Genomic DNA, 22815 nt, shown 5'->3' with positions numbered 1-22815 from the left:
GCGGCGGTCAGAGCGAATTGCGGTCCGCCGATTGCGTGGCGAAATGGCGTGGTACCTGGGTCCGTTCGCCGCGGCTGACTTCCTGCGCCTTGTTGCGGGTAAATTCGCGGGCCTTCTCGAATGCAGGCTCGACATGCCCTTGTGCCTCGTCGAGATAGGCGAAGAAAGCCTGGGTGAAGAATGAGCCCTTGAGCTGGCGTGCGCCGAGCGTGAACGTGCTGTCCGGATTGCCGGGCGCCAGCGATTGCTCGCCTTCGCTGGTGGCCGTGATGATGGTGTAGGCGCGCTCGCTGCCGAGTTCGTCGGCCAGGGTGGTGCGCGCGGCCTTGCCCTTGCCCAGGTCGGCCGGCGGGCCTTCGAACGCCTGGCGAATGCCTTTTGCGGTAAAGGCGGGACCGGTCCACGACGCGAGCGAAATACCCGCCCGTTCCGGCGCGCCATGGTTGGTGCGTGCAATATATCCGCCGCTGGCATCGGGCAAGCCTCGCAGCATTTCGCCGCTGTAGCAGGTGTCGATCAGGATGCGCGTGTTCCTGGTCGGCTTCTTCGCCAGCTGCTGGACCAGCGTATCGGACACGGCGGTGCGCTGCAGGTTGAGGTAGTAGTCCGGCTCGTTGTTGATGCTGGCGTCACCCGAATCCCACGCGACGATCGACATCCTGCGGTTGTCGCCGCCTTGCGGCGTCGGCAGGGGCTGGGTGCCGTGCGTGGAAACGTAGATGAACAGGCTGTCCTGTGGCCGCAAGTCGCGTTCGACGCGGGCCAGCGCCGCCTCGATCGCCGCCTTCGTGGCCTGGCTCCCCAGCAGGGAAATCACGCTGTAGCCGGCCTTTTCGGCCGAACGCATCACGACGCGCGCATCGTCCTCGCCGGGCACCGGCTTGAAGTGCTTGCTGTCCTTGAAGGTATTGATGCCGACCACAAACGCAATGCGGCGGCCCGGACGCGTGTCGGCACGGCTTGCCGTCGTGTTCGCCGCGAGCGCCCGGCTCGCCTCGCTCTCCCAGCGCGTCAGCTTGACGTTCTCCGGGTAGAACGGCGAGGTCGACTTGATGCCGACGATGGACTGGACGATGACGAAAGCACGGTCGACCTCGTCCTCGTTGGCGTAACTGCCTGCAAGGCGGACGCGGCCCGTGCTGTCGCGCACGATGCCTGCGTCGACGAGTCCATTCTGGCGCAGCTTCAGCCGGACCGCGTCGAGCAGCGGCTGCGGAACGTTATAGGAATAATAGGTAGGTTCGTAGCCGTGCATCTGGCTCGCGGCGCAGCCGCCGAGCAGCAGCACCGTCAACAGCGCCAGCACGCGCAGGAAGGAATTGGTCATGGCAAGATTCGATACACGCACGCCGGACGCCAGCGGCCGCCGGCGGCGCGGCACGCTGATGTTGATTAGATGACGCTGACCGTGCGCGACTGTGTCGCCGCTGGCTTGCCGCCGGCGGCGGCGCTGATTTCTACGCGGTAGGTCGTGCCCTTGGCGGCATTCGGCGGCGTCGGCACATGGATGGTTTCCTTCGACCGGCCCGCTTCCACCACGCGGGTGGTGCTGCTGGCCAGCGGGAAGGTCATCTCGGTTTCCTTGCCGTCGGTGGTGACGAACAGTTTGCGCTGGAAGACCACTTCGGTCTCGGCGTCGGTCGGCGTCATCACGTCGTACACGGTATCGATGGCGAAACGCTCGCCCGGCTGGACCGACGCCGGAGCGGCCATGTCCTGCAGATACAGCTTGATGCCGTCACGCGCCTGGTAGCCGTGCTCCTTCTTGACCTGCTGATAGCTTTTGCTCGGGTCGCGCACCAGCGCCGATTCGGTCATCCACTGTGGATTTTTTTTCTTGCAGTTGTCGATGCCGGTGTAATAGGCGGTGGCAAAACCGGCGACACCGCCGGCGGCGGCGCCGATGGCGGCCGCCTTCAATGCCTTGTCCTTTTTACCGGCGAACATGGCACCACCCAGACCCGTCACCAGGCCCAGTGCCGCACCCTGGGCGGTCAGGCGAATCTGCTCGTCCTTCGCGCAGGCATCCAGTGCGGCATAGGCAGACTCCTGGGCCATTGCGCCGGACGATCCGACGCACGTCATCACCGCGAGCAGTACGCTACGCGACCAATTCTTATTTACTCGCATGTTTTTCCCCTGTTTTGGTTTTTTGGCCCGGGCCGAACAACCTCATGGGAACGTGACATGACATCCGTCAGTACGCCGCCCTGTGCGCCTACCCGTGGCACGACTGGGCAGTATGTCAGATATTTCCTTACGAAAACTATCCAATTGTCACAATTAGATGCTTACAGAAAATGTTAGCTGTACAAAATGAACTTTCGCGCCAGCCTACCGGTACTGGTACAAAGGCCTCTTCACCACGATCGGCCGGATATCGAGCCGCACGTTATAGACCGAATACGCCTCGGTGGTGGCCGACACGTAGCCGACGCTCTCCCCCGTACGCGAGAACTTGAATTCGAAGCCGAGCTCCGGCTGCACGGCGTTGGCGCTGTCGAGGGTCAGGCCGATGGCTTCGGGCTGGTCGCTGTCGATGAGTTTGCCCATCAGGTCGACCACGGTGCTGTTGCCGAGGATGTCGGCCGAGAACAGCGGCTCGCGGTAGTACGGCCGGGCCGGGTCGAGGCGGCCGTCGGCTTTATCCGGCGCCGGGGTAAAACTGTGGCGGGCGATGTTGAAACGGTCGCCATTGTCGAGGTAGCTGAGGCGCACGTTGCTGACGTTGAAGATCGCGCCCTGGCGGGCGTCGGCGGCGGAGAGGTCGACCACCAGCGCGCCCTTGTAGCCGACCACCTCGACGTCGCGGTTCGGGCCCACCACCATCGCCGTGTTCTCGTCGATGCCCAGGCCCAGCTTGTAGCCCTTCTTCAGCATCGCCGGCAGCATGCGTGCAAAGCGTCCGCGCACCAGCAGGTGCTGGTCGACGAAGACGTCGTCGCCGATGAAGCCAAGGCCCGGCGTGATTTCCTGGCCGTCGGTCAGCCCCTGTTTCAGGGTGGCGAGCACGGGCTTCGGGTGGCCGAACATGGTGCTGCTCATGATGGCGGCGCCGGCGCTGGTGCCGGCGATCACGCCGCCGCGCCGGTACAGGTCCCACAAAGCGTCGAGCACTGCGGTGTTGGAGCCGTCGGGGCGGCGCAGGACACGCGTGATGCGGGCCTGGTCGCCGCCGGCGAAATAGGCTCCGCCGGCGCCGCGCACGGCGGCGGCGAGTTCGGGATTGTCGGCCGCGGCCTGGTAGTCGGTGCCGGTCAGGCGCACGGCGACCGGTACGAAGAAGGCGTTCGCGCCGTATTTGTTGAGGCGTTCGACCAGGGCGGCGCCGGATTTTTCGGGATTGGCGGAAGCGGAGGCGAAGACGGCGATGCGGGCGCCCTGCCCGCCGGCCAGCTGGACGATACGCTCCCACACGGCGGCATTATCCGGGCGCAGCGCGCCACCGATGATGACAAGCGAACCTTTCGCTGCAGGCAGCTCGGCGGCCTTGGCCGGGGTGGAGAGCAAAGCAACGGCAAGCGCAACGGAACCAGCGATCGGCCACATGGCGACACTCCTTCATCAAGCCCAAATGCTAAGCGTGAATCCTGGAAGATGTCGCCGTGTTGAGCCTTCTCAGGAGAGATAAATGTTCGGGAAGTAACGCTCCATCAGTGTCTCCGGATTGCGCGGCGGCGTGAAACCGAAGCGTTCGTACAGGCCCTGGGCATCGCTTGTCGCCAGCATGAAACGGCGCAGGCGCTGCAGGCTCGGGTGGCGCAGCACGACCGCCACCAGTTGCTTGCCGTAGCCGTGGCCGCGGTACTCGGGGAGCACAAAGACGTCGACCAGGTTGGCGAAGGTGGCGAAGTCGGTGATCACGCGCGCGAAGGCGATCTGGCGGCCATCGAGGTAGCCGCCGAAGCACAGGGAATTTTCAATGGCGCGCTCGACGATCGGCCGCGAGATCCCCACCGCCCAGCTCGACTGCTCGCTGAGGAAGCGGTAGATCATCGGGATGTCGAGCCGCGACTGGTCGGTGCTGACCTCGAAGCTGGAATCGTTGGTATTCATCTGCCTGGCCGGTCTGGCGAAAAAGCCAATTCTAGTCCTGTTTATGCAAACGACAAGATTCGATTGGCATCCGCATCGCGCCCGCCTACTGGTGGCTCTGCAGGTAGCGTTCCGGCAGCGCGAGGCCGGCGTCTTCGGCACGCCAGACGAGGTTGGCAATCCACCAGCGTTTGCCGTCGAAGGCGAGCTGGATGCTGTTGATGCCGCGCATGAAAGGCTTCGGATCGTTCGGCGAGCGCAGCAATTCATACGTGCTGAACACGTGCACCAGCTGGCCGAAGGCGTCGGTGGTGCGGGCAATTTCGCGCTCGTAGAAACCGTTCGTGTTGAAGGCGCTCATGTTGCGGCTGATGTAGTCCTCGACCGTCATCGTGCGCAGGGCGAAGCCGCCCCCTTCGCGGTTGGGCGTGACAACCATCAGTTTCGCGTCGGGCGCGAACAGCGCGCGCATCCGGTTCCAGTTGCGCGGCGCGCCGGCCGGCCCGGAAATCACGTCGTACAGGGCGGCGACCGTGCTGTCGACCGAGGCGCCGTCGGCCTCTTTCGCCGTGGCGGGTTGGGCGGGCGCAGTATGCACCGGCTGGGCGGCGCCTGCGGCGGCGGTGCTCATTGCGGCGGCGAGGCCAAGGCTGAGCCATCGTTTCATCGTGATTCCTTCGGTCGGTCCATGTTAACAGTTGAATAATCGGCGATTTCGGCCGGCTTGTCATCCGCAGGCCCCTCCGGCGGTACTGCGGGATGCCGGTTTATAATCGAATAAATCAAAGGAACCCACCATGACCGAACAATTCTCCAAAAAAGCCGAAGCCTGGTCGGCGCGCTTCTCCGAACCCGTGTCGGACCTCGTCAAACGCTACACGGCTTCCGTCTTCTTCGACAAGCGGCTGGCCATGTTCGACATCCAGGGCTCGCTCGCGCATGCCGAGATGCTGGCCGCGCAAGGCATCATCAGCGATACCGACCGCGCGGAGATCGAGCGCGGCATGGCGCAAATCAAAAGCGAGATCGAGGCAGGCAGCTTCGAGTGGCTGCTCGACCTCGAGGACGTGCACCTGAACATCGAAAAGCGCCTGACGGAACTCGTCGGCGATGCCGGTAAGCGCCTGCACACGGGCCGCTCGCGCAACGACCAGGTCGCCACCGACATCCGCCTGTATGTGCGCGCCGCGATCGACGACGTGGTGGTCCTGCTGAACAGCCTGCGCGGCGCCCTGACGGACCTGGCCGAACGCCACTTCGACACCATCATGCCGGGCTTCACCCATTTGCAGGTGGCGCAGCCGATCACCTTTGGCCACCACGTGCTGGCCTATGTGGAAATGTTCGGGCGCGATGCCGAGCGCATGCTCGATGCCCGCCGCCGCGTGAACCGCCTGCCGCTGGGCGCGGCCGCACTGGCCGGCACCACCTTCCCGATCGACCGCCTGCGCGTGGCAAAAAACCTCGGCTTCGAGGACGTCTGCCACAACTCGCTCGACGCCGTCTCCGACCGCGATTTCGCGATCGAGTTCACGGCGGCTGCTGCGCTGATCATGATGCACGTCTCGCGCATGTCGGAAGAACTCGTGATGTGGATCAGCCCGCGCATCGGCTTCATCGACATCGCCGACCGCTTCTGCACCGGCTCCTCGATCATGCCGCAAAAGAAGAACCCGGACGTGCCGGAACTGGCTAGAGGCAAGACCGGCCGCGTGTATGGCCACCTCGCTTCCCTGTTGACCCTGATGAAAGGCCAGCCGCTGGCCTACAACAAGGACAACCAGGAAGACAAGGAACCGCTGTTCGACACCGTCGACACCGTGCTCGACACGCTGCGCATTTTTACGGACATGGCCGGCGGCATCACCGTCAAGGCGGACAACATGCGCGCGGCCGCCCTGCAGGGCTATGCCACCGCGACCGACCTGGCCGACTACCTCGTGAAAAAGGGTTTGCCGTTCCGCGACGCGCACGAAGCCGTGGCCCATGCCGTGCGTGCCTGCGACAGCGCCAAGTGCGACCTCTCCGAGATGTCGCTCGAGACCCTGCGTACCTTCTCGCCGCTGATCGAGGACGACGTGTTCGCCGTGCTGACGCTGGAAGGCTCCGTTGCGGCGCGCGACCACGTCGGCGGCACCGCGCCGAACCAGGTGCGCAAGGCGATCGAACGCGTGCGCGGGCAGCTGAAATAACAGTTGAGCTGGCAGGACGGGCACTGCGTGCCCACCCTGCCGCAATTTCCTTGCCCCGGCGTCCGTTCGATGTCAGCATGCATGCCTGACAACAACGGCGCCCCCGCATGGACACCCAGCTCTGGCTGATTTGCTTTCTCACCTTCGTCATCCACCTGATCGGCACCCTCGCCTATTCGGTGCGCATCGCCGGCGTGCGCACGCGCCGCATTGCGGTGTCGTTCGCGCTGTTTTCCATCCTGGTGCTGGTCTCGCGCACCTCGAATTCCTTCCTCGGCCCTTTCCTCGCCAAGCGCGTCGAATCGAACCTGGCCGGGACGGTGGCGACGAACCTGCTGGCGGACTTCCGCTGGCTGCTGGTGGCCAGCTCGCTGGCGACGGTCGCCGGCGCCCTCCTGATTCCGACTTTTCAACGGGTGTTCTGCCGCGCCGTGGATCACTTCCAGGTGCACCGCTCGGTGCCGAAACTGATCCTGCATGGCTTTTTCAAGGGCGGGCTGTCCTACGTAAAAGATGCGGCCACGCTGCCGGCGGGCGCGAACGTCAGCGGCCTGCGCAGCAAGGGTGGGGTCTCGCTGTCGATCACCCTGCTCAATGTCGGCGCGGTGGCGCTGTGGACGGTCGGCGTGTTCGCCTCCCTGTATGCGGGCGCGCTCGACCCAGGCGTGCGCGTGACCTCTTCGACCCTTTCTTCCATCATCAACGGCGGCGCGACCATCATGATGGCCGTTTTTATTGACCCGCACATGTCGGGCATGACGGACGACGTGGTCGAGGGACGCGTCAGCGAATCGCAGTTCCGCCAGGCGATCGTCTGGCTGGTCGGCAGCCGTTTGGCCGGTACCTTGCTGGCGCAGGCGCTGCTGGTGCCGGCCGCGCTGTTGATTACGTTCGTGGCGCGGGCGGTGTGATATGTTTGATCGCACACGTGACCCGCATGCGCCTGCCGATCCGCCATCCATGACCCCACCCTCTTCCATCCGATCCGCCTTCGCACCCACCGGCAAGCTGCGCGCTTCCATCAACCTCGGCAACCCCATCCTGGCCTACCGCGATGAGGAGGGGAATGCCGCCGGCGTATCGGTCGACCTGGCCGGCGAGTTCGCCCGGCTGCTGGGCGTGGAACTGGAGCTTGTGGTGGTGGACGCGGCAGGTAAATCGGTCGAGGTCGTGGTGGCGGAAGGGGCCGACATCGGCTTCTTCGCCATCGACCCGCTGCGCGGCGAGCACATCGCCTTCACGGGCGCCTATGTGCTGATCGAAGGGTGTTACCTGGTGAAAGAGGATTCGCCGCTGCGCGCCAACGACGAGGTCGACCAGGCCGCCCACCGCGTCGTCGTCGGCAAGGGCAGCGCCTACGACCTCTACCTGAGCCGCACGCTGCAGAACGCGCAGATCGTGCGTTCACCGACCTCGCCGACGGTGGTCGACACCTTCCTCGAACAAGGGGCGGAGGTCGCGGCCGGGGTCAGGCAGCAGCTGGAAGCCGACGCCCGCCGCCTGGGCGGAATGCGCTTGCTGAATGAACGCTTCATGGTGATCCAGCAGGCGATGGGCACGCCAAAAAGCCGCGGCGCCGATGCGGCGGCCTTCCTCGCCCGTTTTGTCGAGGACATGAAAGCGGGCGGCTTCGTTGCCGCGGCATTGGCGCGGCACGGCATCGAAGGGGCCTCGGTGGCGCCGGCGGCGTGAGCAGCCCTGCCGGCAGGTCAACGCCGGTCTTCACTTTTCTTCACCTCAGAACTGAATCCCGGTGAATGATCGGATGCTTCCCCGGCATTAATCTATGTTTGTGTTCCACGCAAACCGGCGGCAAGGCCGGTGCGGCTGTAGAGGTAAGCCCCTTCCAGTTCCACGTAATGGAGACAACAACATGGAGACAACAGCATGAAGACCGCACTCTCGACCTCCCTTCTCTGCCTTGCGCTGGCGGCCAGCCCCGTTTCGTATGCGGCGGGCTACCCGGACAAGACGATCACGATGATCGTTCCCTTCGCGGCCGGCGGCCCCACCGATACCATCGCCCGCCTGCTGGCCCAGGCCATGGGCACTGACCTGAAGCAGCAGATCATTGTCGAGAATGTGGGCGGTGCCGGCGGTACCCTGGCAGCCGCGCGCGTGGCCCGGGCCACTCCCGACGGCTATACCATCTTCATCCACCACGTCGGGCATGCCACGGCGCCGAGCCTGTATCGCAAGCTCCCCTACAACAGCATCGACAGTTTCGAACCGATCGGCCTCGCCACCGACGCGACCTCGACCCTCATCGCCCGCAAGGACTTCCCGGCCAAGGACATGCCGGAGCTGCTCGCCTATCTCAAGGCGAACAAGGAGAAAGTGACGCTTGCCAATGCGGGAATCGGCGCCGCATCGCACCTGTGCGGCATGCTCTTCATGAGCGCCGTCGGCGTCGAGCTCACCACCGTCCCCTACAAGGGCACCGGCCCCGCGATGAACGATTTACTGGGCGGCCAGGTCGACCTGATGTGCGACCAGGCCACCAACACGATGAGCCACATCAAAAGCGGCAAGGTCAAGGCCTATGGCGTGACATATAAAAATGCGGTCGCCAGCTTGCCCGGTTTGCCTCCGCTGGCGAGCAGCGGCCTGCCCGGCTTCGAACTCTCGGTCTGGCACGGCCTGTATGCCCCGAAGGCGACACCGAAGGAGGTGGTGAACAGGCTGAGCAGCGCATTGCAGCACGCCGTCGCGGACCCGGCCGTCAAGCAGCGCCTTGCCGACCTCAGCACCGACCCGGTGGCCCCGAACCGCGCGACGCCCGACGCCTTGCGTGCCCATTTGAAGGCGGAAATCGACAAGTGGGGGCCGATCATCAAAAAATCCGGCACTTACGCCGACTGAACTGCGCCGACTGAACTGCGCCGACTGAACTGCGCCGACTGAACTGCAGCCGGCTGTCGGCAGGCGCGCACTGTTGAAAGCAGCACAGAACGCGCCCCTTTTCGTGCATAAAATCCCCGCACGACTTCAGTGTGGGGGGACGGCATGCAACGCTACAAAAACCTGAGCGGCGAATCGGGCGTGCTCGCCTACGAGATCGGCGACCGCTCGATCACGATCCGTTTTACAGGCGGCGACCGCTACCTGTACACCGACCAGAGCGCCGGCGCGGACAATATCGCGGAGATGCAGCGGCTGGCAACGCTGGGCAGCGGCCTGTCGACCTTCATCAGCCAGGTGGTCAAGGAGCGCTACGCGCGCAAGCTCGATTGAGGTACCCAATGGCTACTTCCCTTACTGACCGCAGCTTTGCCGCCTTCCTGTTCGACATGGACGGCACCATCCTGACTTCGATCCGCTCCGCCGAACGGGTCTGGACCGCTTGGGCGGCGCGCCATGGTCTCGACGTCCACACTTTCCTGCCGACCCTGCACGGCAAGCGCACCCACGACACCATCCGCCAGCTCGGCCTGCCCGGCGTCGATCCGATTGCGGAAGCGGCGTGGATCACGGCGGCCGAGATCGAAGACGTCGCCGATATCGAAGCCATCCATGGCGCGGCGGACTTCCTGGCCAGCCTGCCGCCCGACCGCTGGGGCATCGTCACCTCGGCGCCGCGCGCGCTGGCGAAGGCGCGCCTCGCGGCAGCCGGCCTGCCCTCAAGCAACTTGCTGGTGGCGGCCGAAGATGTGAAGCACGGCAAGCCGGCGCCGGACCCTTTCCTGCTGGGCGCGCGCAAGCTGGGGGTTGCGCCGGAAGATTGCCTGGTATTCGAGGATACGCAGGCGGGGCTGCAGTCGGCGAAGGCGGCGGGGATGGAGAGTATTGTCGTGACGCTGACGCATACGCATCCGATGGAGACCGATGTGTTTGGAGTGCTCGATTATGCGGATTTGAAGGCCATGCGCACCGCAGATGGGCTGTTGCAGATAACCTGTGGCGGTAGCGCACCGTAGGGTGGGCTCTCGAGCCCACGCGTTCGTACCTTCGCATGCTCCACCGTGTTCGGAGATTGCAAACGTGCGCGTCCCTCTGTGAAGCACGAGGTGCCGCAAACGCCGCAACGCGTGGGCTCAAGAGCCCACCCTACGGCGCGCTGCAGCCTGCGACATGCGATTACTCGTGCCGGTACACCCGCGGTTCCAGCGTGTGTTCTTCCACCGGCGGCTGGGCTGCCGCAGTGTTGGCATCGCGCTTCGGATACGGCGTCCCATCCTTGTGCATGTAGCTGTTGGTCGTACCGTCATACATCAGGTCGATGTCCGGATACGTCGCCTTGTCCGCGGGAATGTTCGGCCCGACCGCGACGAACAGGGCGTTGCCCCAGCTGCGGTTGACCAGATGGTGGCCGTTCGGCCGCCCCGCCGGAAACGCCGCGCAGTCGCCGGCGCGCATCAGGGTCTCGCCCTCGTCGGTAATCAGGGTCAGTTCGCCCGACACGACCATGACGAACTCGTCCTCATGAGTGTGCCAGTGGCGCTGCGACGAAGCCGCGCCGGGTTTGAGTTCGACCAGGTTGACGCCGAACTGGGTCAGGCCGCCGGCCTCGCCCAGTGCCTGCCGGCTGCGTCCGTTGACGGCCTCGGCAAAGGGATCCGGATAACCGGTTCCGGTCAGTACGGGGATACTGCTCAGGTCTAACCGCGACATACTTTTTCCTTCCTGTCAGGGGGAGCTGCAAGGGCTGCCGGCTCCCCCTCGATCGACCGGGAAGAGTCAGCTCGCGCGTTTTTGTACCAACGTCAGGATATCGTAACTTGCCACCAGTTCGTCGTTCTGGTTAGTCACCTGCACGTCCCAGGCAACCACGCCCTGGCCGCGACCCTGTTCATCCGTGCGGTTGCGGTCGACCTTGCGCTTGCAAGTGAGCCTTGCGCGGATGGTGTCGCCGATCGCCACCGGCGCCACGAAGCGCAGGTTATCCAGGCCGTAGTTGGCCAGCACCGGACCCGGCGCCGGCGAGACGAACAGGCCGGCCGCCGCCGACAGCACGAAATAACCGTGGGCGATGCGCTTGCCGAACTGCGTGTCCCTGGCCGCGATCTCGTCGAAGTGCATATAAAAATAGTCGCCCGAGACGCCGCCGAAGTTGACGATGTCCGCTTCGCTCACGGTACGGCGGTGCGTCAGCAGCGAGTGGCCGATTTCCAGCTCCTCGAAGTGACGGCGGAACGGGTGGATCTCCGTTTCCTTGACCGCGCCGCCGCGCACATACTCTCCTGTGACGGCGGTCAGCATCGTCGGCGAACCCTGCACCGCCGCGCGCTGCAGGAAGTGTTTTACGGCGCGGATCCCGCCCAGCTCCTCTCCGCCGCCGGCGCGTCCCGGGCCGCCGTGTTTCAGCTGCGGCAGCGGCGAGCCGTGGCCGGTGGAGTCGACGGCGGATTCGCGGTCCAGGATGTGCACGCGGCCGTGCGAGGCCGCGGCGATCGGCACCGCATGAGCGGCGATCAGCGGGTCCTTGGTCGCCAGCGTCGTGACCAGGCTTCCGCGGCCCAATGCGGCCAGGTGCAGGCCTTCGTCGATGTCGCGGTAGGTCATCATGGTGCTGACCGGGCCGAAGGCTTCGATGTCGTGCACGGCCGTGTTGACGGACGCGTTGCGGCACAGGAGCAGGGTCGGAGAAATGAAGGCACCCTTGGCCGCATTCTCACCTACCGGATTGAAACCGTGGTGGGCGCCGAAGATGATCTCGTTGCCGCGCGCGAGCATCTCGACGCGCTCCGACACATCGCGGTGCTGGTCCATCGAGGCCAGCGCGCCCATGCGCACGCCTTCCATCTTCGGATTGCCGACGACGACCTTCGAGAGCCGATCGCGCAGGCGCTCGCCCAGCGCATCGACATGCTGCTCGGGGACGATGATGCGGCGGATCGCCGTGCACTTCTGGCCGGCTTTACCGGTCATCTCGCGCGCGACTTCCTTGACGAACAGGTCGAACTCCGGGTCGTCGGGTGTGACGTCCGGCGCCAGGATGGCCGCGTTCAGCGAGTCCGCTTCGGCCGTGAACGGCACCGACTCGCGGATCAGGTTGGGGTTGGCGCGCAGCTTGGCGGCGGTGTCGGCCGACCCCGTGAACGTGACGGCATCGAAGCCGGTCAGGCGGTCCAGCAAATCACCGGTCGAGCCGATCACGAGCTGCAGCGAACCCTCGGGCAGCAGGCCGGATTCCTGCATCATTTTGACGACGGCATGCGTCAGGTAGCTGGTCGCCGTCGCGGGCTTGCCGATGCAGGGCATGGCGGCGAGAAAACTCGGCGCGAATTTTTCGAGCAGGCCCCAGATCGGAAAATTAAACGCGTTGATATGGACGGCCAGGCCGCCTTTCGGCACCAGGATGTGGGTGCCGGCGAAGCCGCCGCGCTTGCCCAGGGCGATGGCCGGGCCTTCGTGCAGCACGTTCGAGGACGGCAGCTCGCGCGAACCCATGCTGGCGTAGGCGAACAGGGTGCCGATGCCGCCTTCGACGTCGACCCAGCTGTCCTGGCGCGTGGCGCCCGTGAGGTGCGAGATCTCGTAGAGTTCTTCTTTCCGCTCCATCAGGTACATGGCCAGGGCTTTGAGGCGCTGGGCGCGGGTCTGGAAGTCGAGCTTCATCAGGCCGGGGACGCCCGTCTTGCGGGCGTAGGTGACGGCTTCGTCGAAGTCGATTTTTTCGGCGTGGGTGTGGTAGACCAGCTGGCCGTCGAGGGCGCTGTGCAGGGGCGCCGCGGCCTCCTGGCCGATCCAGCGGCCGGCGATCCAGCTTTGCAGGGTGCTTGCGTTAGCCATGTATTGTCTCCTCAGGATTTATGTAGGCAGGTGGTGTGCGAATGCCCTACCGCGTGGGCATGAATGCCCACCCTACGCTTTAGGGGTGTGGCCGCCGTTGGCACTGAAGTCGAAGGCCGGGCGATTTGGTTCGATCTCGGTATAGGCTTCGACTTCGCGCATCGTGGCAAGGGAACGTTCGGTGAGCTGGTGGTACTGCTTCGTACCGAAACTCTTCCACTTGATGTCTTCGTCTTTCAGCGCACGCATCACCTTGGCGGGGGTGCCCATCACCATGCTGCGCGGCGGGATGATCATGCCGGCTTTTACAAAACTCATCGCGGCGACGATCGATTCTTCGCCGACGACGGCGCCGTCCATCACGACGGCGTTCATGCCGACCATGGCGTTACGCCCCACGCGGCAGCCGTGCAGGACGGCGCCGTGGCCGATGTGGCCGTCGACTTCAATGACCGTCTCGCCATCCTCGAAGCCGTGCATCACGCAGCAGTCCTGCACGTTGGCGCCCTCTTCCAGGATCAGGCGGCCGAAGTCGCCGCGCAGGGAAGCCAGCGGGCCGATGTAGCAGCGCGGGCCGACGATCACGTCGCCGATCAGCACCGCCGTCGGATGCACATAGCTGGTCGGGTGCACCACCGGGCGCACGCCGTCGATTTCATAAACCTTGACCATTGTTATACCCGTTCGATGATGAGGGCGATGCCCTGGCCGACGCCGATGCACATCGTGCACAGCGCGTAGCGCCCGCCGGTGCGCTGCAACTGGTAGACGGCGGTGGTGACCAGGCGTGCGCCGGACGCGCCCAGCGGGTGGCCCAGCGCGATCGCGCCGCCATTCGGGTTCACGTGTTCGGCGTCGTCGGGCAGACCGAGGTCGCGCATCACGGCCAGGCCCTGTGCCGCAAAGGCCTCATTGAGTTCGACGACATCCATCTGGCCAATCGTCAGTCCCGTCTGCGCCAGCACCTTTTTTGTCGCCGGCGACGGCCCGAAACCCATGATCCGCGGCGGCAGGCCGGCGGTCGCCATGCCGACGATGCGGGCGCGCGGCGTCAGGCCGAAGCGTTCGGCGGCGCTACCGGAGGCGATCAGCAAGGCGCAGGCGCCATCGTTCACGCCCGAGGCGTTACCGGCGGTGACGGTGCCGTCCGGCGTCACCACGCCCTTCAGTTTCGCCAGCGCTTCGATGGTGGTGTCGGGACGCGGATGCTCGTCGGTATCGAACACGCGCGACTCGCCCTTCTTGCTGTGCAGGGTGACGTGCGCGATCTCGTCCTTGAACAGGCCGGCGGCATGCGCACGCGCCCAGCGCTGCTGGCTGCGGATCGCGAACGCGTCCTGGTCGGCGCGGTTCACGTTGAAATCCTTCGCCACGTTTTCGGCCGTCTCCGGCATCGAGTCGATGCCGTATTTCGCTTTCATCAGCGGGTTCACGAAACGCCAGCCGATGGTCGTGTCTTCAATCTTCGCGGCGCGCGAGAAGGCCGTCTCTGCCTTGCCCATCACGAAGGGCGCGCGCGTCATGCTCTCGGAGCCGCCGGCGATGATGAGTTGCGCCTGACCCGAGATGATCGCGCGCCCGGCCAGGCCGACCGCATCCAGGCTCGAGCCGCACAGGCGGTTGATCGTATTGCCCGGTACTTCAGGCGGCAGCCCGGCCAGCAACCCGGCCATGTGGCCGACGTTGCGGTTGTCTTCGCCGGCCTGGTTGGCGCAGCCCCAGTACAGGTCGTCGACCATGGCCCAGTCGACGTCCTTGTTGCGCTCCATGAGGGCGGCGATCGGCAATGCGGCCAGGTCGTCGGCGCGCACCGAAGCGAGCGCGCCACCGTAGCGGCCGAAGGGGGTGCGGATGGCGTCGCAGATGAATGCGTCGTTCATGTGTCTCTCCTCTGATCTCTTATGTATTCTTCGGGCGCTTGTCGACCACACGCCGGGCTTTACCGGTCAGCGTGCGCTCGATGCCCATCGGAGGCGTTAGCGTCACCTTGGTCGTCACGCCAACATAGGTCTTGATGCAGTGCTGCAGTTCCTTCGCCAGTGCGGCGACGCTGTCCGGGGTGTGCGTGTTTTCGCGCAGCTCGCCGAACACTTCCAGCGTATCGAGGTGGCCGTCGCGCGCCACGACCAGCTGGTATTGCGGCGCCAGCGCCGGCATCTTTAATACCAGTTCCTCGATCTGGCTCGGGAACACGTTCACGCCGCGGATGATCAGCATGTCGTCCGAGCGGCCCGTGATCTTGCCCATGCGCCGCATCGAGCGCGAGGTCGGCGGCAGCAGGCGCGTCAGGTCGCGGGTGCGGTAGCGGATGATGGGCAGCGCTTCCTTCGAGAGCGAGGTGAATACCAACTCTCCTTCTTCGCCGTCGGGCAGCACCTCACCCGTGTCCGGATCGATGATCTCGGGATAAAAATGGTCTTCCCAGATCACCGGCCCATCCTTGCTCTCGATGCACTCGCTGGCCACGCCGGGGCCCATCACTTCCGAGAGGCCGTAGATGTCGACCGCGTCGATACCGGCCTCGGTTTCGATGGTGCGGCGCATCTCGTTGGTCCACGGCTCGGCGCCAAAAATCCCGACCTTTAAAGAGGACTGCGCCGGATCGAGTCCCTGGCGCTTGAATTCCTCGACGATGTTGAGCATGTAGGACGGCGTGACCATGATGATCGACGGCTGGAAATCGCAGATCAGCTGCACCTGCTTCTCCGTCTGCCCGCCCGACATCGGAATCACGGTGCAGCCCAGGCGCTCGGCGCCGTAGTGGGCACCGAGTCCGCCGGTGAACAGGCCGTAGCCGTAGGCGACGTGCACCATGTCGCCCGGACGGCCGCCTGCGGCGCGGATCGAGCGTGCGACGACGTCGGCCCAGGTGTCGATGTCCTTCTTCGTATAGCCGACCACCGTCGGGCGCCCGGTCGTGCCGGACGAGGCGTGCACCCGCACCACCTGCTCGCGCGGCACTGCGAACAGGCCGAACGGGTAGTTGTCGCGCAGGGTCTTCTTTTCGGTGAAGGGGAATTTCGCCAGGTCGGCGAGGGTCTTCAGATCGCCGGGATGCACGCCCGCTTCGTCGAAGGCCTTGCGGTAATGCGCCACGTTGTCGTAGGCGTGCTGCAATGACCACTTTAGGCGTTCGAGCTGCAGGGCCTGCAGTTCGTCGCGGCTGGCGCGTTCGATCGGTTCCAGCTCGCCGGGCGAGGGAATGCGTTGGACCATGTTCGTGTCTCCTCTAGCTTCGACTATGCGACTTCAGCCACCATCCCGCTCACGCGGTGGGACTTGCCGCGAAAGAGCGCGACCGTGCGCCCTTCTCCGTTTTTCACCGTGACGTCGTAGACGCCGGTTTTGCCGGCCAGCGCCTGCTCGACCGCCTCGGCGATCAACAGGTCGCCTTCGCGCCCTGGAGCCAGGTAGTCGATCGTGCAGCCTGCGCCGACCGTGTTGAAATTGTGCGAATTGCAGGCGAAGGCGAAAGCGCTGTCGGCCAGCATGAAAATAAAACCGCCGTGGCAGGTGGCATGACCGTTGAGCATGTCGCCACGTACCGGCATCGACATGCGCGCATAGCCGGGACGGATCTCGTCGAGCTTCATCCCCAATGCCTGGCTCGCCGGATCGCGTTCGTACATGGTCTTGCCGGCCAGTTCGGCCAGTGCCTGTGGATCGACATGAACGCTATGCATGGAAACGTGCTCCGAATGGGTTGGCGGCGAGCTTGCGGCGCAGGAGTGGCGAAACCCGATACCGGTCTTCGCCATAGCTCGCGCCGAGATTCGCGAGCACGGTGACGATGTGGGCGATGCCGACACTGTCGGCCCAGGCCAGCGGGCCGCGCGGATAGTTCACGCCCTTCTGCATCGCGATGTCGACTGCGATGGCGCTGCATACGCCCTGGTTCACGGCGTCGGCTGCCTCGTTGGCGAGCATGGCGACGGTGCGCATCACGGCCATGCCGGGCACGTCGTCCAGGCGCGTGACCTGGAAGCCGGCCGCCTGGAACAGGCCAACAGCGGCCTGGTAGGCTTCTTCGCTGCACTGGTCGGCGCGCGCCAGCGCGATGCGCGTGGCTTTCGCATGGTCGAACAGCAGGTCGTAGACCACGGTGTTGGGGTGGTTGTTGGCGGCGGCGCGCTCGGTGGCGCTGCGGCCGTCGGTGAGGAAGATCGCGACGCCGTTGGTATGAAACGCCGGCGCTTCGTGCTTTTCGGCGCCCTGCAGCGGCTCGCGGTGGGCAACCGTAAAACCGGCATGCGTCAGGCGGGCTTCCATCGGAGAGAGGACGCTGCTCGTGACTTCGCGCGCAACGCTGATGCCGACCGTGTGCGGGCGCACCGCATGCGGCTCGGTTTGCACCACGGGTTGAATCGCATCGTCACCGTAGCGATAGAAGCCGCGGCCTGACTTCCGACCGAGGAAACCGGCGTTCACCAGTTCCTGCTGCAGCACCGAGGGCGTAAAGCGCGGATCGCCGAAATAGGCCGCGTGCACCGACTGCGTGACCGAGAAATTCACGTCGTGGCCGATCAGGTCCATCAGCTCGAAGGGACCCATGCGGAAACCGCCGCAGTCGCGCATCACGGCGTCCAGCGTCGGCGCATCGGCGGTGCCTTCCTGCAGCAGGCGCAGCGCCTCGGCGTAATACGGACGGGCGACGCGGTTGACGATGAAGCCCGGCGTCGACTTCGCGTGCACCGGATCCTTGCCCCAGGCTTGCGCGGTGGCGTAGACGGTGTCGGCAACGTCTTTATCAGTCGCCAGGCCGCTGATCACTTCGACCAGCGCCATCAGCGGCACGGGATTAAAGAAGTGCATGCCGACCAGGCGCCCGGGATGGCGCAGTCCTGCCGCGATCGCGGTGACCGAGATCGAAGACGTATTGGTCGCAAGGATGCAGCGCGCGTCGACGATGACTTCCAGCTCGGCGAACAGGGCGCGCTTGACATCGAGGTTTTCGACGATGGCCTCCACCACCAACGCGGCATCTTTTACGCCGCTCAGCGCATCGACCGTCTGCAGGCGTTCGCGTGCGAGATCCGCTTCGGCGGCGCCCATACGGCCCTTCTCGACCAGCCTGGCGTAGACCTTGCCGATGTCGGCGATGGCCTTGCTTGCGGCTTCAGGACGCGTGTCGAACAGGCGTACCTCGTGGCCGCTGGCCGCTGCCACTTGCGCGATGCCGGAACCCATGGCGCCGCTGCCGATGACGGCAACGATGCTGCCCTTTGCCAGTGGCGTCATCCTTACTCTCCCTTGAACTGCGCCGGGCGCTTGGCGATGAAGGCGGCAACGCCTTCGCGGTAGTCGTGGCTGTAGCCGAGTTCGCGCATCATCTCGCCTTCCAGTTTCAGCTGGTCCGGCAGGGTATTGGCGTAGCTGGCCTGCAGCGCTTTCTTGGTAAAGGCGAGCCCTTTGGTTGGCGCCGTGGCGAAGTGCTTCGCCATTGCCATCGCCTCGCTCATCAGCGCATCGTCATCGACGGCGCGCCAGATCAGGCCCCATTGCTCGGCCTTCTCGGCGCTGAGCTTCTCGCCAAGCATGGCGAGACCCGTGGCGCGCGCATGGCCGATCAGGCGCGGCAGGTGCCAGGTGCCGCCGGTGTCCGGAATCAGGCCCAGTTTGCAGAAGGCTTCGATGAAACTGGCCGATTTCGCGGCGAGGACGATGTCGCAGGCCAATGCGAGATTGGCGCCGGCGCCGGCTGCCACGCCGTTGACGGCGCAGATGACCGGCATCGGGAGCGAGCGCAGCGTCAGCACCAGCGGCGCATAGAACTTTTCGACCGATTCGCCCAGGTCCACGCCCGGCGCACCCGGTGCGACGGCGCGGTCGCCGAGGTCCTGGCCGGCGCAGAAACCGCGGCCGGCGCCGGTCAGCACCAGCACGCGCACGGATTTATCCGCTTGCAGCTTGTCGAGCGCGTCGCGTACTTCGAGGTGCATGGCCTGGGTGAAGCTGTTCAGGCGGTCCGGGCGGTTCAGGGTCAGGACGGCGACGCCGTCTTCAATCGTGAATTGAATCGATTTGTAGCTCATGGTGTCTCCTCCAGTTTTATAGTTATTCGTGCTGGTCGAAATCGACGATGACGGTGTCCGTGATCGGGAAGGCCTGGCAGGACAGGACAAACCCGCGTGCGACTTCGTAGTCTTCCAGTGCGTAGTTCACGTCCATCTCGACATTGCCCTCGACGACCTTGCAGCGGCAGGTCGAGCAGACGCCGCCCTTGCAGGAGTAGCGCATGTCGATGCCGGCGCGCAGGCCGGCATCGAGGATCGATTCCTTGTCCTTGTCCATGGTAAAACTCGCCGCGCTGCCGTCCATGATCACGGTGACTTCGGTCTGGTGGCGTGCGCCTTCGACGATCGGGCGCGGCTTGTGCTCGTGCTTCGGGATGCTCGCGGCGAACAGCTCGATGCGGATCTTTTCCTTGGCCATGCCGGCGTCCTGCAGCGATTTCGAGACGCCGTGCATCATGTCTTCCGGGCCGCAGATGAAGGCGACGTCGATGTCCTGCACGTCGATCCAGTGGCGCAGGAAAGCGCTGCACTTCTCGCCCGTGATGCGGCCGTTGAAGAGTTCGATGTCCTGCTGCTCGCGGCTCATCACATAGACCAGTTTCAGGCGGCCCATGTAGATGTCCTTCAAGTCCGTCAGTTCGTCGCGGAAGATGACCGACGAGGAGGCGCGGTTGCCGTAGACGAGCGTAAACCGGCTCTTCGGCTCGGCCAGCAAGGTCGTCTTGATGATCGACAGGATGGGCGTGATGCCGCTGCCGGCGGCAAAGGCGAGGTAGTGGCGCTCGCTGTCCGGGTCGAGCGGCACGTTGAAGTGGCCCATCGGCGGCATGACTTCGAGGGTGGCGCCGGCCTGCAGGCTGTCGTTGGCCCAGTTCGAGAACAGGCCGCCGGGCGTCTTCTTGATCGCCACGCGCAGCTGTTCGTCCTGCACGGCCGAGCAGATCGAGTAGGAACGGCGCACGTCTTCGCCGGAGATCTGTGCGCGCAGGGTCAGGTGCTGGCCCTGCTGGTAGGCGAAGGTGGATTTCAGTTCCGGCGGCACGGCGAAGGTGACGGCGACCGCGTCGCGCGTCTCGTGCTTCACCTTGGCCACGGTGAGTGGATAGAATTTGCTCATTTTCGGCTCAGTGACACTTGAAGTAATCGAAGGGTTCGCGGCAGTCCAGGCATTTGTAGAGCGCCTTGCACGGGGTCGAACCGAACTGGCTGGTGAGTTGCGTATGCGTCGAACCGCAGTTCGGGCAGGTGATCTCGGGCTCCTTGAACGCGCCGCGCTTCACGCCGCCGCGCAGGCCGCTGATGTCGATCGCCTGCTGCACCGGCGGCGCGATGCCATAGCCCTTCAGGGCCGCCTTGCCGGTCTCGCTCATCCAGTCGGTGGTCCAGGCCGGAGACAGCCGGTTCACCAGTTTCACCTTTTCCAGGCCGTGCGCGTGCAGCGCTTCGCTCACAAGCTCGCTGATGACCTGCATCGCCGGGCAGCCGGAATAGGTCGGCGTGATCGTCACCACGCACTCGTCGCCGTCGAAGGCGACGTCGCGCACGATGCCGAGGTCGACCACCGAGATCACCGGGATCTCCGGGTCCGGCACTTCACCGAGCCAGGACCAGACCTGGCTGGTGGTGACTTCCTGCGCGTTCATTACCACTCCGCTCCGGGGTAGGCGCGCTGCAGGAACTGCATCTCGGCCAAAATAAACCCGAGGCGTTCCGTGTGGCGGCCCTGCTTGCCGCCGCGCTGCATGTACGCCTCCGGCGACGGCATGACAAGTGTCGCTTCGACCAGGATGTCGTTCACGTGGTCGAGGAAGGCGGCGCGCAGGTCTTCCGCTTTCGGGGCGATGCCCTGCTCCACCATCGCGTTGTCGATCTCGTCGTAAATAAAACATTCGCCGCTGTACATCCAGAGGTCGTCGAGCGCGTCCTGCATCATCCTGTGGCTGACATCGGTGCCGTCGCCCAAGCGCACCACCAGGTCGCCGCTGCGGCGCAGGTGGTAGGTGACTTCCTTGAACGATTTCTCCGCGATCTCGGCGATGCGCGGATCGCTGGACTGCAGCAGGCCGCGCATCAGGAAGTAGTGCCAGGTATCGAACAGGAACTGGCGCACCATCGTGTCGGCATAGCTGCCGTTCGGCTGCTCGACCAGCAGGCAGTTGCGGTACTCGCCGGCGTCGCGGTGGAAGGCGAGCTTGTCCTCGTCGCGTCCCCGTCCTTCGAGCTCGCCGGCATAGGTCAGCCACATGCGGGTCTGCCCCAGCAGGTCGAGCGCGACGTTGGTCAGCGCCATGTCTTCTTCGAGCGCCGGGCCCTTGCCGCACAGCTGGCTGAGCTGTTGCGAGAGGATCAGGGCGTTGTCGCCCTGGCGCAGGAGGTATTCGATCTTCGCATCCATGACCAGGCTCACAGGTTCTTGACTTCTTCCGGCATCGGGAAGAAGGTCGGGTGGCGGTAGACCTTGCTGTTGGCCGGCTCGAACAGGGCTTCCTTGTCGGAGGGGCTGGAAGCGACGATGTCGGCGGCGCGCACGACCCAGATCGAGACGCCTTCGTTGCGACGCGTGTAGACGTCGCGCGCGTTGTTGATCGCCATTTCGGCGTCAGGGGCGTGCAGGCTGCCGACGTGCTTGTGGGCGAGGCCGTGCTGGCTGCGGATGAATACTTCCCACAGGGGCCATTCTTTGCTCATGGTTGTCTCCGGTGTTTCGATGTTTGTGGACGTTCGCGGACGATCCCTCACGGCCGCGAAGTGCCGATACGTGCGTACCGCGTGGGCACGGAGTGCCCACCCTACATTTATGCTGCGGCCTTTCTGGCGGCTTGCTTGTCGGCGTGGGCGACCAGCGCGTCGCGGAACCATTCGCCGTCGTCCCAGGCTTTCACACGCGTGCGCAGGCGGTCGCGGTTGCAGGGGCCGTTGCCCTTGAGGACGTTGTGGAATTCGCTCCAGTCGATCTCGCCGAATTCGTAGTGGCCCGTCGCTTCGTTGAACTTCAGGTCGGGGTCGGGGATCGTCAGGCCGAGGTATTCGGCTTGCGGCACGGTTTGATCGACCATGCGCTGGCGCAGCTCGTCGTTCGAAAACAGCTTGATGCGCCATTTGCTCGACTGCGCGCTGTTGACCGACTCGGCGTCCGACGGGCCGAACATCATCAGCGACGGCCACCACCAGCGGTTCAGCGCATCCTGCGCCATCGCCTTCTGTTCCGGCGTTCCCTTGGCGAGGCTCATCATGATGTCGTAGCCCTGGCGCGCGTGGAAGGACTCTTCCTTGCAGACGCGGATCATGGCGCGCGCATACGGACCGTACGAGCAGCGGCAGAGCGGGATCTGGTTGATGATGGCCGAGCCGTCGACCAGCCAGCCGATCGCCCCCATGTCGGCCCAGCTCAGGGTCGGATAATTAAAAATGCTGGAATACTTGGCTTTGCCCGAGTGCAGCGCGGCCAGCAGTTCGTCGCGCGACACGCCCAGGGTCTCGGCGGCACTATATAAATACAGGCCGTGGCCGGCTTCGTCCTGGATTTTCGCCAGCAGGACGGATTTGCGTTTCAGCGTCGGTGCGCGCGTCACCCAGTTGCCCTCGGGCAGCTGACCGACGATTTCCGAGTGCGCGTGCTGGGAGATCTGGCGCACCAGCGTCTTACGGTAGGCATCGGGCATCCAGTCCTTCGCTTCGATCTTCACGCCTGCGTCGATGCGGGCCTGGAAGGCCTGCTCTTCGGCACTCATGTCCTCGTTCGTCTGGACCTTTTTGAGGCCCGTTTCCACCATCTGTGCGTACATGGTCAGTCTCCGGTTGCAAACATCGTCCAACAATAATACGATACAGAAAACGAGATG

24 protein-coding genes are annotated in these 22815 nt (G+C 64.8%); 6 read left to right on the top strand and 18 right to left on the bottom strand.

The features are described from left to right. Positions 1-7 precede the first annotated feature (7 nt). From LPB04_RS08760 to LPB04_RS08740, 5 genes are all read right to left on the bottom strand, one after another. Positions 8-1327 (bottom strand): caspase family protein, encoded by a 1320-nt coding sequence (locus LPB04_RS08760; RefSeq protein WP_193688308.1) that lies wholly within the window; start codon positions 1325-1327, stop codon positions 8-10. 65 nt (positions 1328-1392) lie between these two features. Beyond that, on the bottom strand, positions 1393-2058 hold the full coding sequence (locus tag LPB04_RS08755) for a hypothetical protein (protein ID WP_193688307.1): 666 nt from the start codon (positions 2056-2058) through the stop codon (positions 1393-1395). 276 nt (positions 2059-2334) lie between these two features. Further along, entirely contained in the window at positions 2335-3549 is a 1215-nt protein-coding gene (locus LPB04_RS08750; protein ID WP_193688306.1) for a cyanophycinase, read from the bottom strand. A 69-nt stretch (positions 3550-3618) separates the two neighbouring features. Then, the gene (locus LPB04_RS08745; protein ID WP_193688305.1) at positions 3619-4056 is read right to left on the bottom strand and encodes a GNAT family N-acetyltransferase; all 438 of its coding nucleotides are present in this window, start codon (positions 4054-4056) and stop codon (positions 3619-3621) included. 85 nt (positions 4057-4141) lie between these two features. Beyond that, positions 4142-4702 (bottom strand): hypothetical protein, encoded by a 561-nt coding sequence (locus tag LPB04_RS08740; protein WP_227496672.1) that lies wholly within the window; start codon positions 4700-4702, stop codon positions 4142-4144. A gap of 130 nt (positions 4703-4832) precedes the next feature. Here LPB04_RS08740 and argH point away from each other — a divergent pair, with 130 nt between their 5' ends. From argH to LPB04_RS08710, 6 genes are all read left to right on the top strand, one after another. After that, on the top strand, positions 4833-6227 hold the full coding sequence (gene argH, locus LPB04_RS08735) for an argininosuccinate lyase (RefSeq protein ID WP_193688304.1): 1395 nt from the start codon (positions 4833-4835) through the stop codon (positions 6225-6227). Positions 6228-6334: 107 nt separating this feature from the next. Further along, the gene (locus LPB04_RS08730; RefSeq protein ID WP_193688303.1) at positions 6335-7138 is read left to right on the top strand and encodes a lipid II flippase Amj family protein; all 804 of its coding nucleotides are present in this window, start codon (positions 6335-6337) and stop codon (positions 7136-7138) included. 49 nt (positions 7139-7187) lie between these two features. Next, positions 7188-7919, top strand: a complete 732-nt coding sequence (locus LPB04_RS08725; protein WP_193688302.1) for an ABC transporter substrate-binding protein — start codon at positions 7188-7190, stop codon at positions 7917-7919. Between the two features lie 195 nt (positions 7920-8114). Then, complete coding sequence (locus LPB04_RS08720) at positions 8115-9089, top strand: tripartite tricarboxylate transporter substrate-binding protein (RefSeq protein ID WP_193688301.1); 975 nt, start codon at positions 8115-8117, stop codon at positions 9087-9089. 144 nt (positions 9090-9233) lie between these two features. Next, the gene (locus tag LPB04_RS08715; RefSeq protein ID WP_193688300.1) at positions 9234-9461 is read left to right on the top strand and encodes a hypothetical protein; all 228 of its coding nucleotides are present in this window, start codon (positions 9234-9236) and stop codon (positions 9459-9461) included. Positions 9462-9469: 8 nt separating this feature from the next. Continuing rightward, the gene (locus tag LPB04_RS08710) at positions 9470-10144 is read left to right on the top strand and encodes an HAD-IA family hydrolase (protein WP_193688299.1); all 675 of its coding nucleotides are present in this window, start codon (positions 9470-9472) and stop codon (positions 10142-10144) included. A gap of 160 nt (positions 10145-10304) precedes the next feature. Here LPB04_RS08710 and LPB04_RS08705 read toward each other — a convergent pair whose 3' ends face one another. From LPB04_RS08705 to paaA, 13 genes are all read right to left on the bottom strand, one after another. Next, a complete protein-coding gene (locus tag LPB04_RS08705; RefSeq protein WP_193688298.1) occupies positions 10305-10838 on the bottom strand; it encodes a cupin domain-containing protein in 534 nt (177 codons plus the stop codon). Between the two features lie 66 nt (positions 10839-10904). Continuing rightward, positions 10905-12959 carry a phenylacetic acid degradation bifunctional protein PaaZ gene (gene paaZ, locus LPB04_RS08700; RefSeq protein ID WP_193688297.1) on the bottom strand — a complete coding sequence of 685 codons (2055 nt, stop codon included), beginning with the start codon at positions 12957-12959 and terminating at the stop codon, positions 10905-10907. Positions 12960-13031: 72 nt separating this feature from the next. Further along, entirely contained in the window at positions 13032-13631 is a 600-nt protein-coding gene (locus LPB04_RS08695; protein ID WP_193688296.1) for a phenylacetic acid degradation protein PaaY, read from the bottom strand. Positions 13632-13633: 2 nt separating this feature from the next. Further along, positions 13634-14839 carry a 3-oxoadipyl-CoA thiolase gene (gene pcaF, locus LPB04_RS08690; RefSeq protein WP_193688295.1) on the bottom strand — a complete coding sequence of 402 codons (1206 nt, stop codon included), beginning with the start codon at positions 14837-14839 and terminating at the stop codon, positions 13634-13636. Positions 14840-14858: 19 nt separating this feature from the next. Further along, positions 14859-16175, bottom strand: a complete 1317-nt coding sequence (paaK, locus tag LPB04_RS08685; RefSeq protein WP_193688294.1) for a phenylacetate--CoA ligase PaaK — start codon at positions 16173-16175, stop codon at positions 14859-14861. A 23-nt stretch (positions 16176-16198) separates the two neighbouring features. Further along, positions 16199-16642, bottom strand: coding sequence for a hydroxyphenylacetyl-CoA thioesterase PaaI (paaI, locus tag LPB04_RS08680; protein WP_193688293.1), 444 nt, complete (start codon positions 16640-16642; stop codon positions 16199-16201). Beyond that, complete coding sequence (gene paaH / locus LPB04_RS08675) at positions 16635-18197, bottom strand: 3-hydroxyacyl-CoA dehydrogenase PaaH (RefSeq protein WP_193688292.1); 1563 nt, start codon at positions 18195-18197, stop codon at positions 16635-16637. The genes paaI and paaH overlap by 8 nt, the downstream gene beginning before the upstream one ends. A gap of 2 nt (positions 18198-18199) precedes the next feature. Then, complete coding sequence (gene paaG, locus LPB04_RS08670; RefSeq protein ID WP_193688291.1) at positions 18200-18991, bottom strand: 2-(1,2-epoxy-1,2-dihydrophenyl)acetyl-CoA isomerase PaaG; 792 nt, start codon at positions 18989-18991, stop codon at positions 18200-18202. Between the two features lie 22 nt (positions 18992-19013). Beyond that, positions 19014-20090: a 1,2-phenylacetyl-CoA epoxidase subunit PaaE gene (paaE, locus tag LPB04_RS08665; protein WP_193688290.1), complete on the bottom strand. Its 1077-nt coding sequence runs from the start codon at positions 20088-20090 to the stop codon at positions 19014-19016. 7 nt (positions 20091-20097) lie between these two features. Further along, entirely contained in the window at positions 20098-20616 is a 519-nt protein-coding gene (gene paaD / locus LPB04_RS08660) for a 1,2-phenylacetyl-CoA epoxidase subunit PaaD (protein ID WP_193688289.1), read from the bottom strand. Continuing rightward, the gene (paaC, locus tag LPB04_RS08655) at positions 20616-21368 is read right to left on the bottom strand and encodes a 1,2-phenylacetyl-CoA epoxidase subunit PaaC (protein ID WP_193688288.1); all 753 of its coding nucleotides are present in this window, start codon (positions 21366-21368) and stop codon (positions 20616-20618) included. Before paaC ends, paaD begins: the two co-directional genes overlap by 1 nt. A gap of 8 nt (positions 21369-21376) precedes the next feature. Beyond that, complete coding sequence (paaB, locus tag LPB04_RS08650) at positions 21377-21661, bottom strand: 1,2-phenylacetyl-CoA epoxidase subunit PaaB (protein WP_020651929.1); 285 nt, start codon at positions 21659-21661, stop codon at positions 21377-21379. Between the two features lie 107 nt (positions 21662-21768). Next, complete coding sequence (gene paaA / locus LPB04_RS08645) at positions 21769-22758, bottom strand: 1,2-phenylacetyl-CoA epoxidase subunit PaaA (RefSeq protein WP_193688287.1); 990 nt, start codon at positions 22756-22758, stop codon at positions 21769-21771. Positions 22759-22815: the final 57 nt, after the last annotated feature.

Origin of the sequence: Massilia litorea (genome assembly GCF_015101885.1) — a bacterium.
GTDB classification, from domain to species: Bacteria; Pseudomonadota; Gammaproteobacteria; order Burkholderiales; family Burkholderiaceae_D; genus Telluria; species Telluria litorea.
The sequence above is the reverse complement of the archived record's forward strand: the minus strand, read 5'-3'. Positions and strand labels throughout refer to the sequence as shown.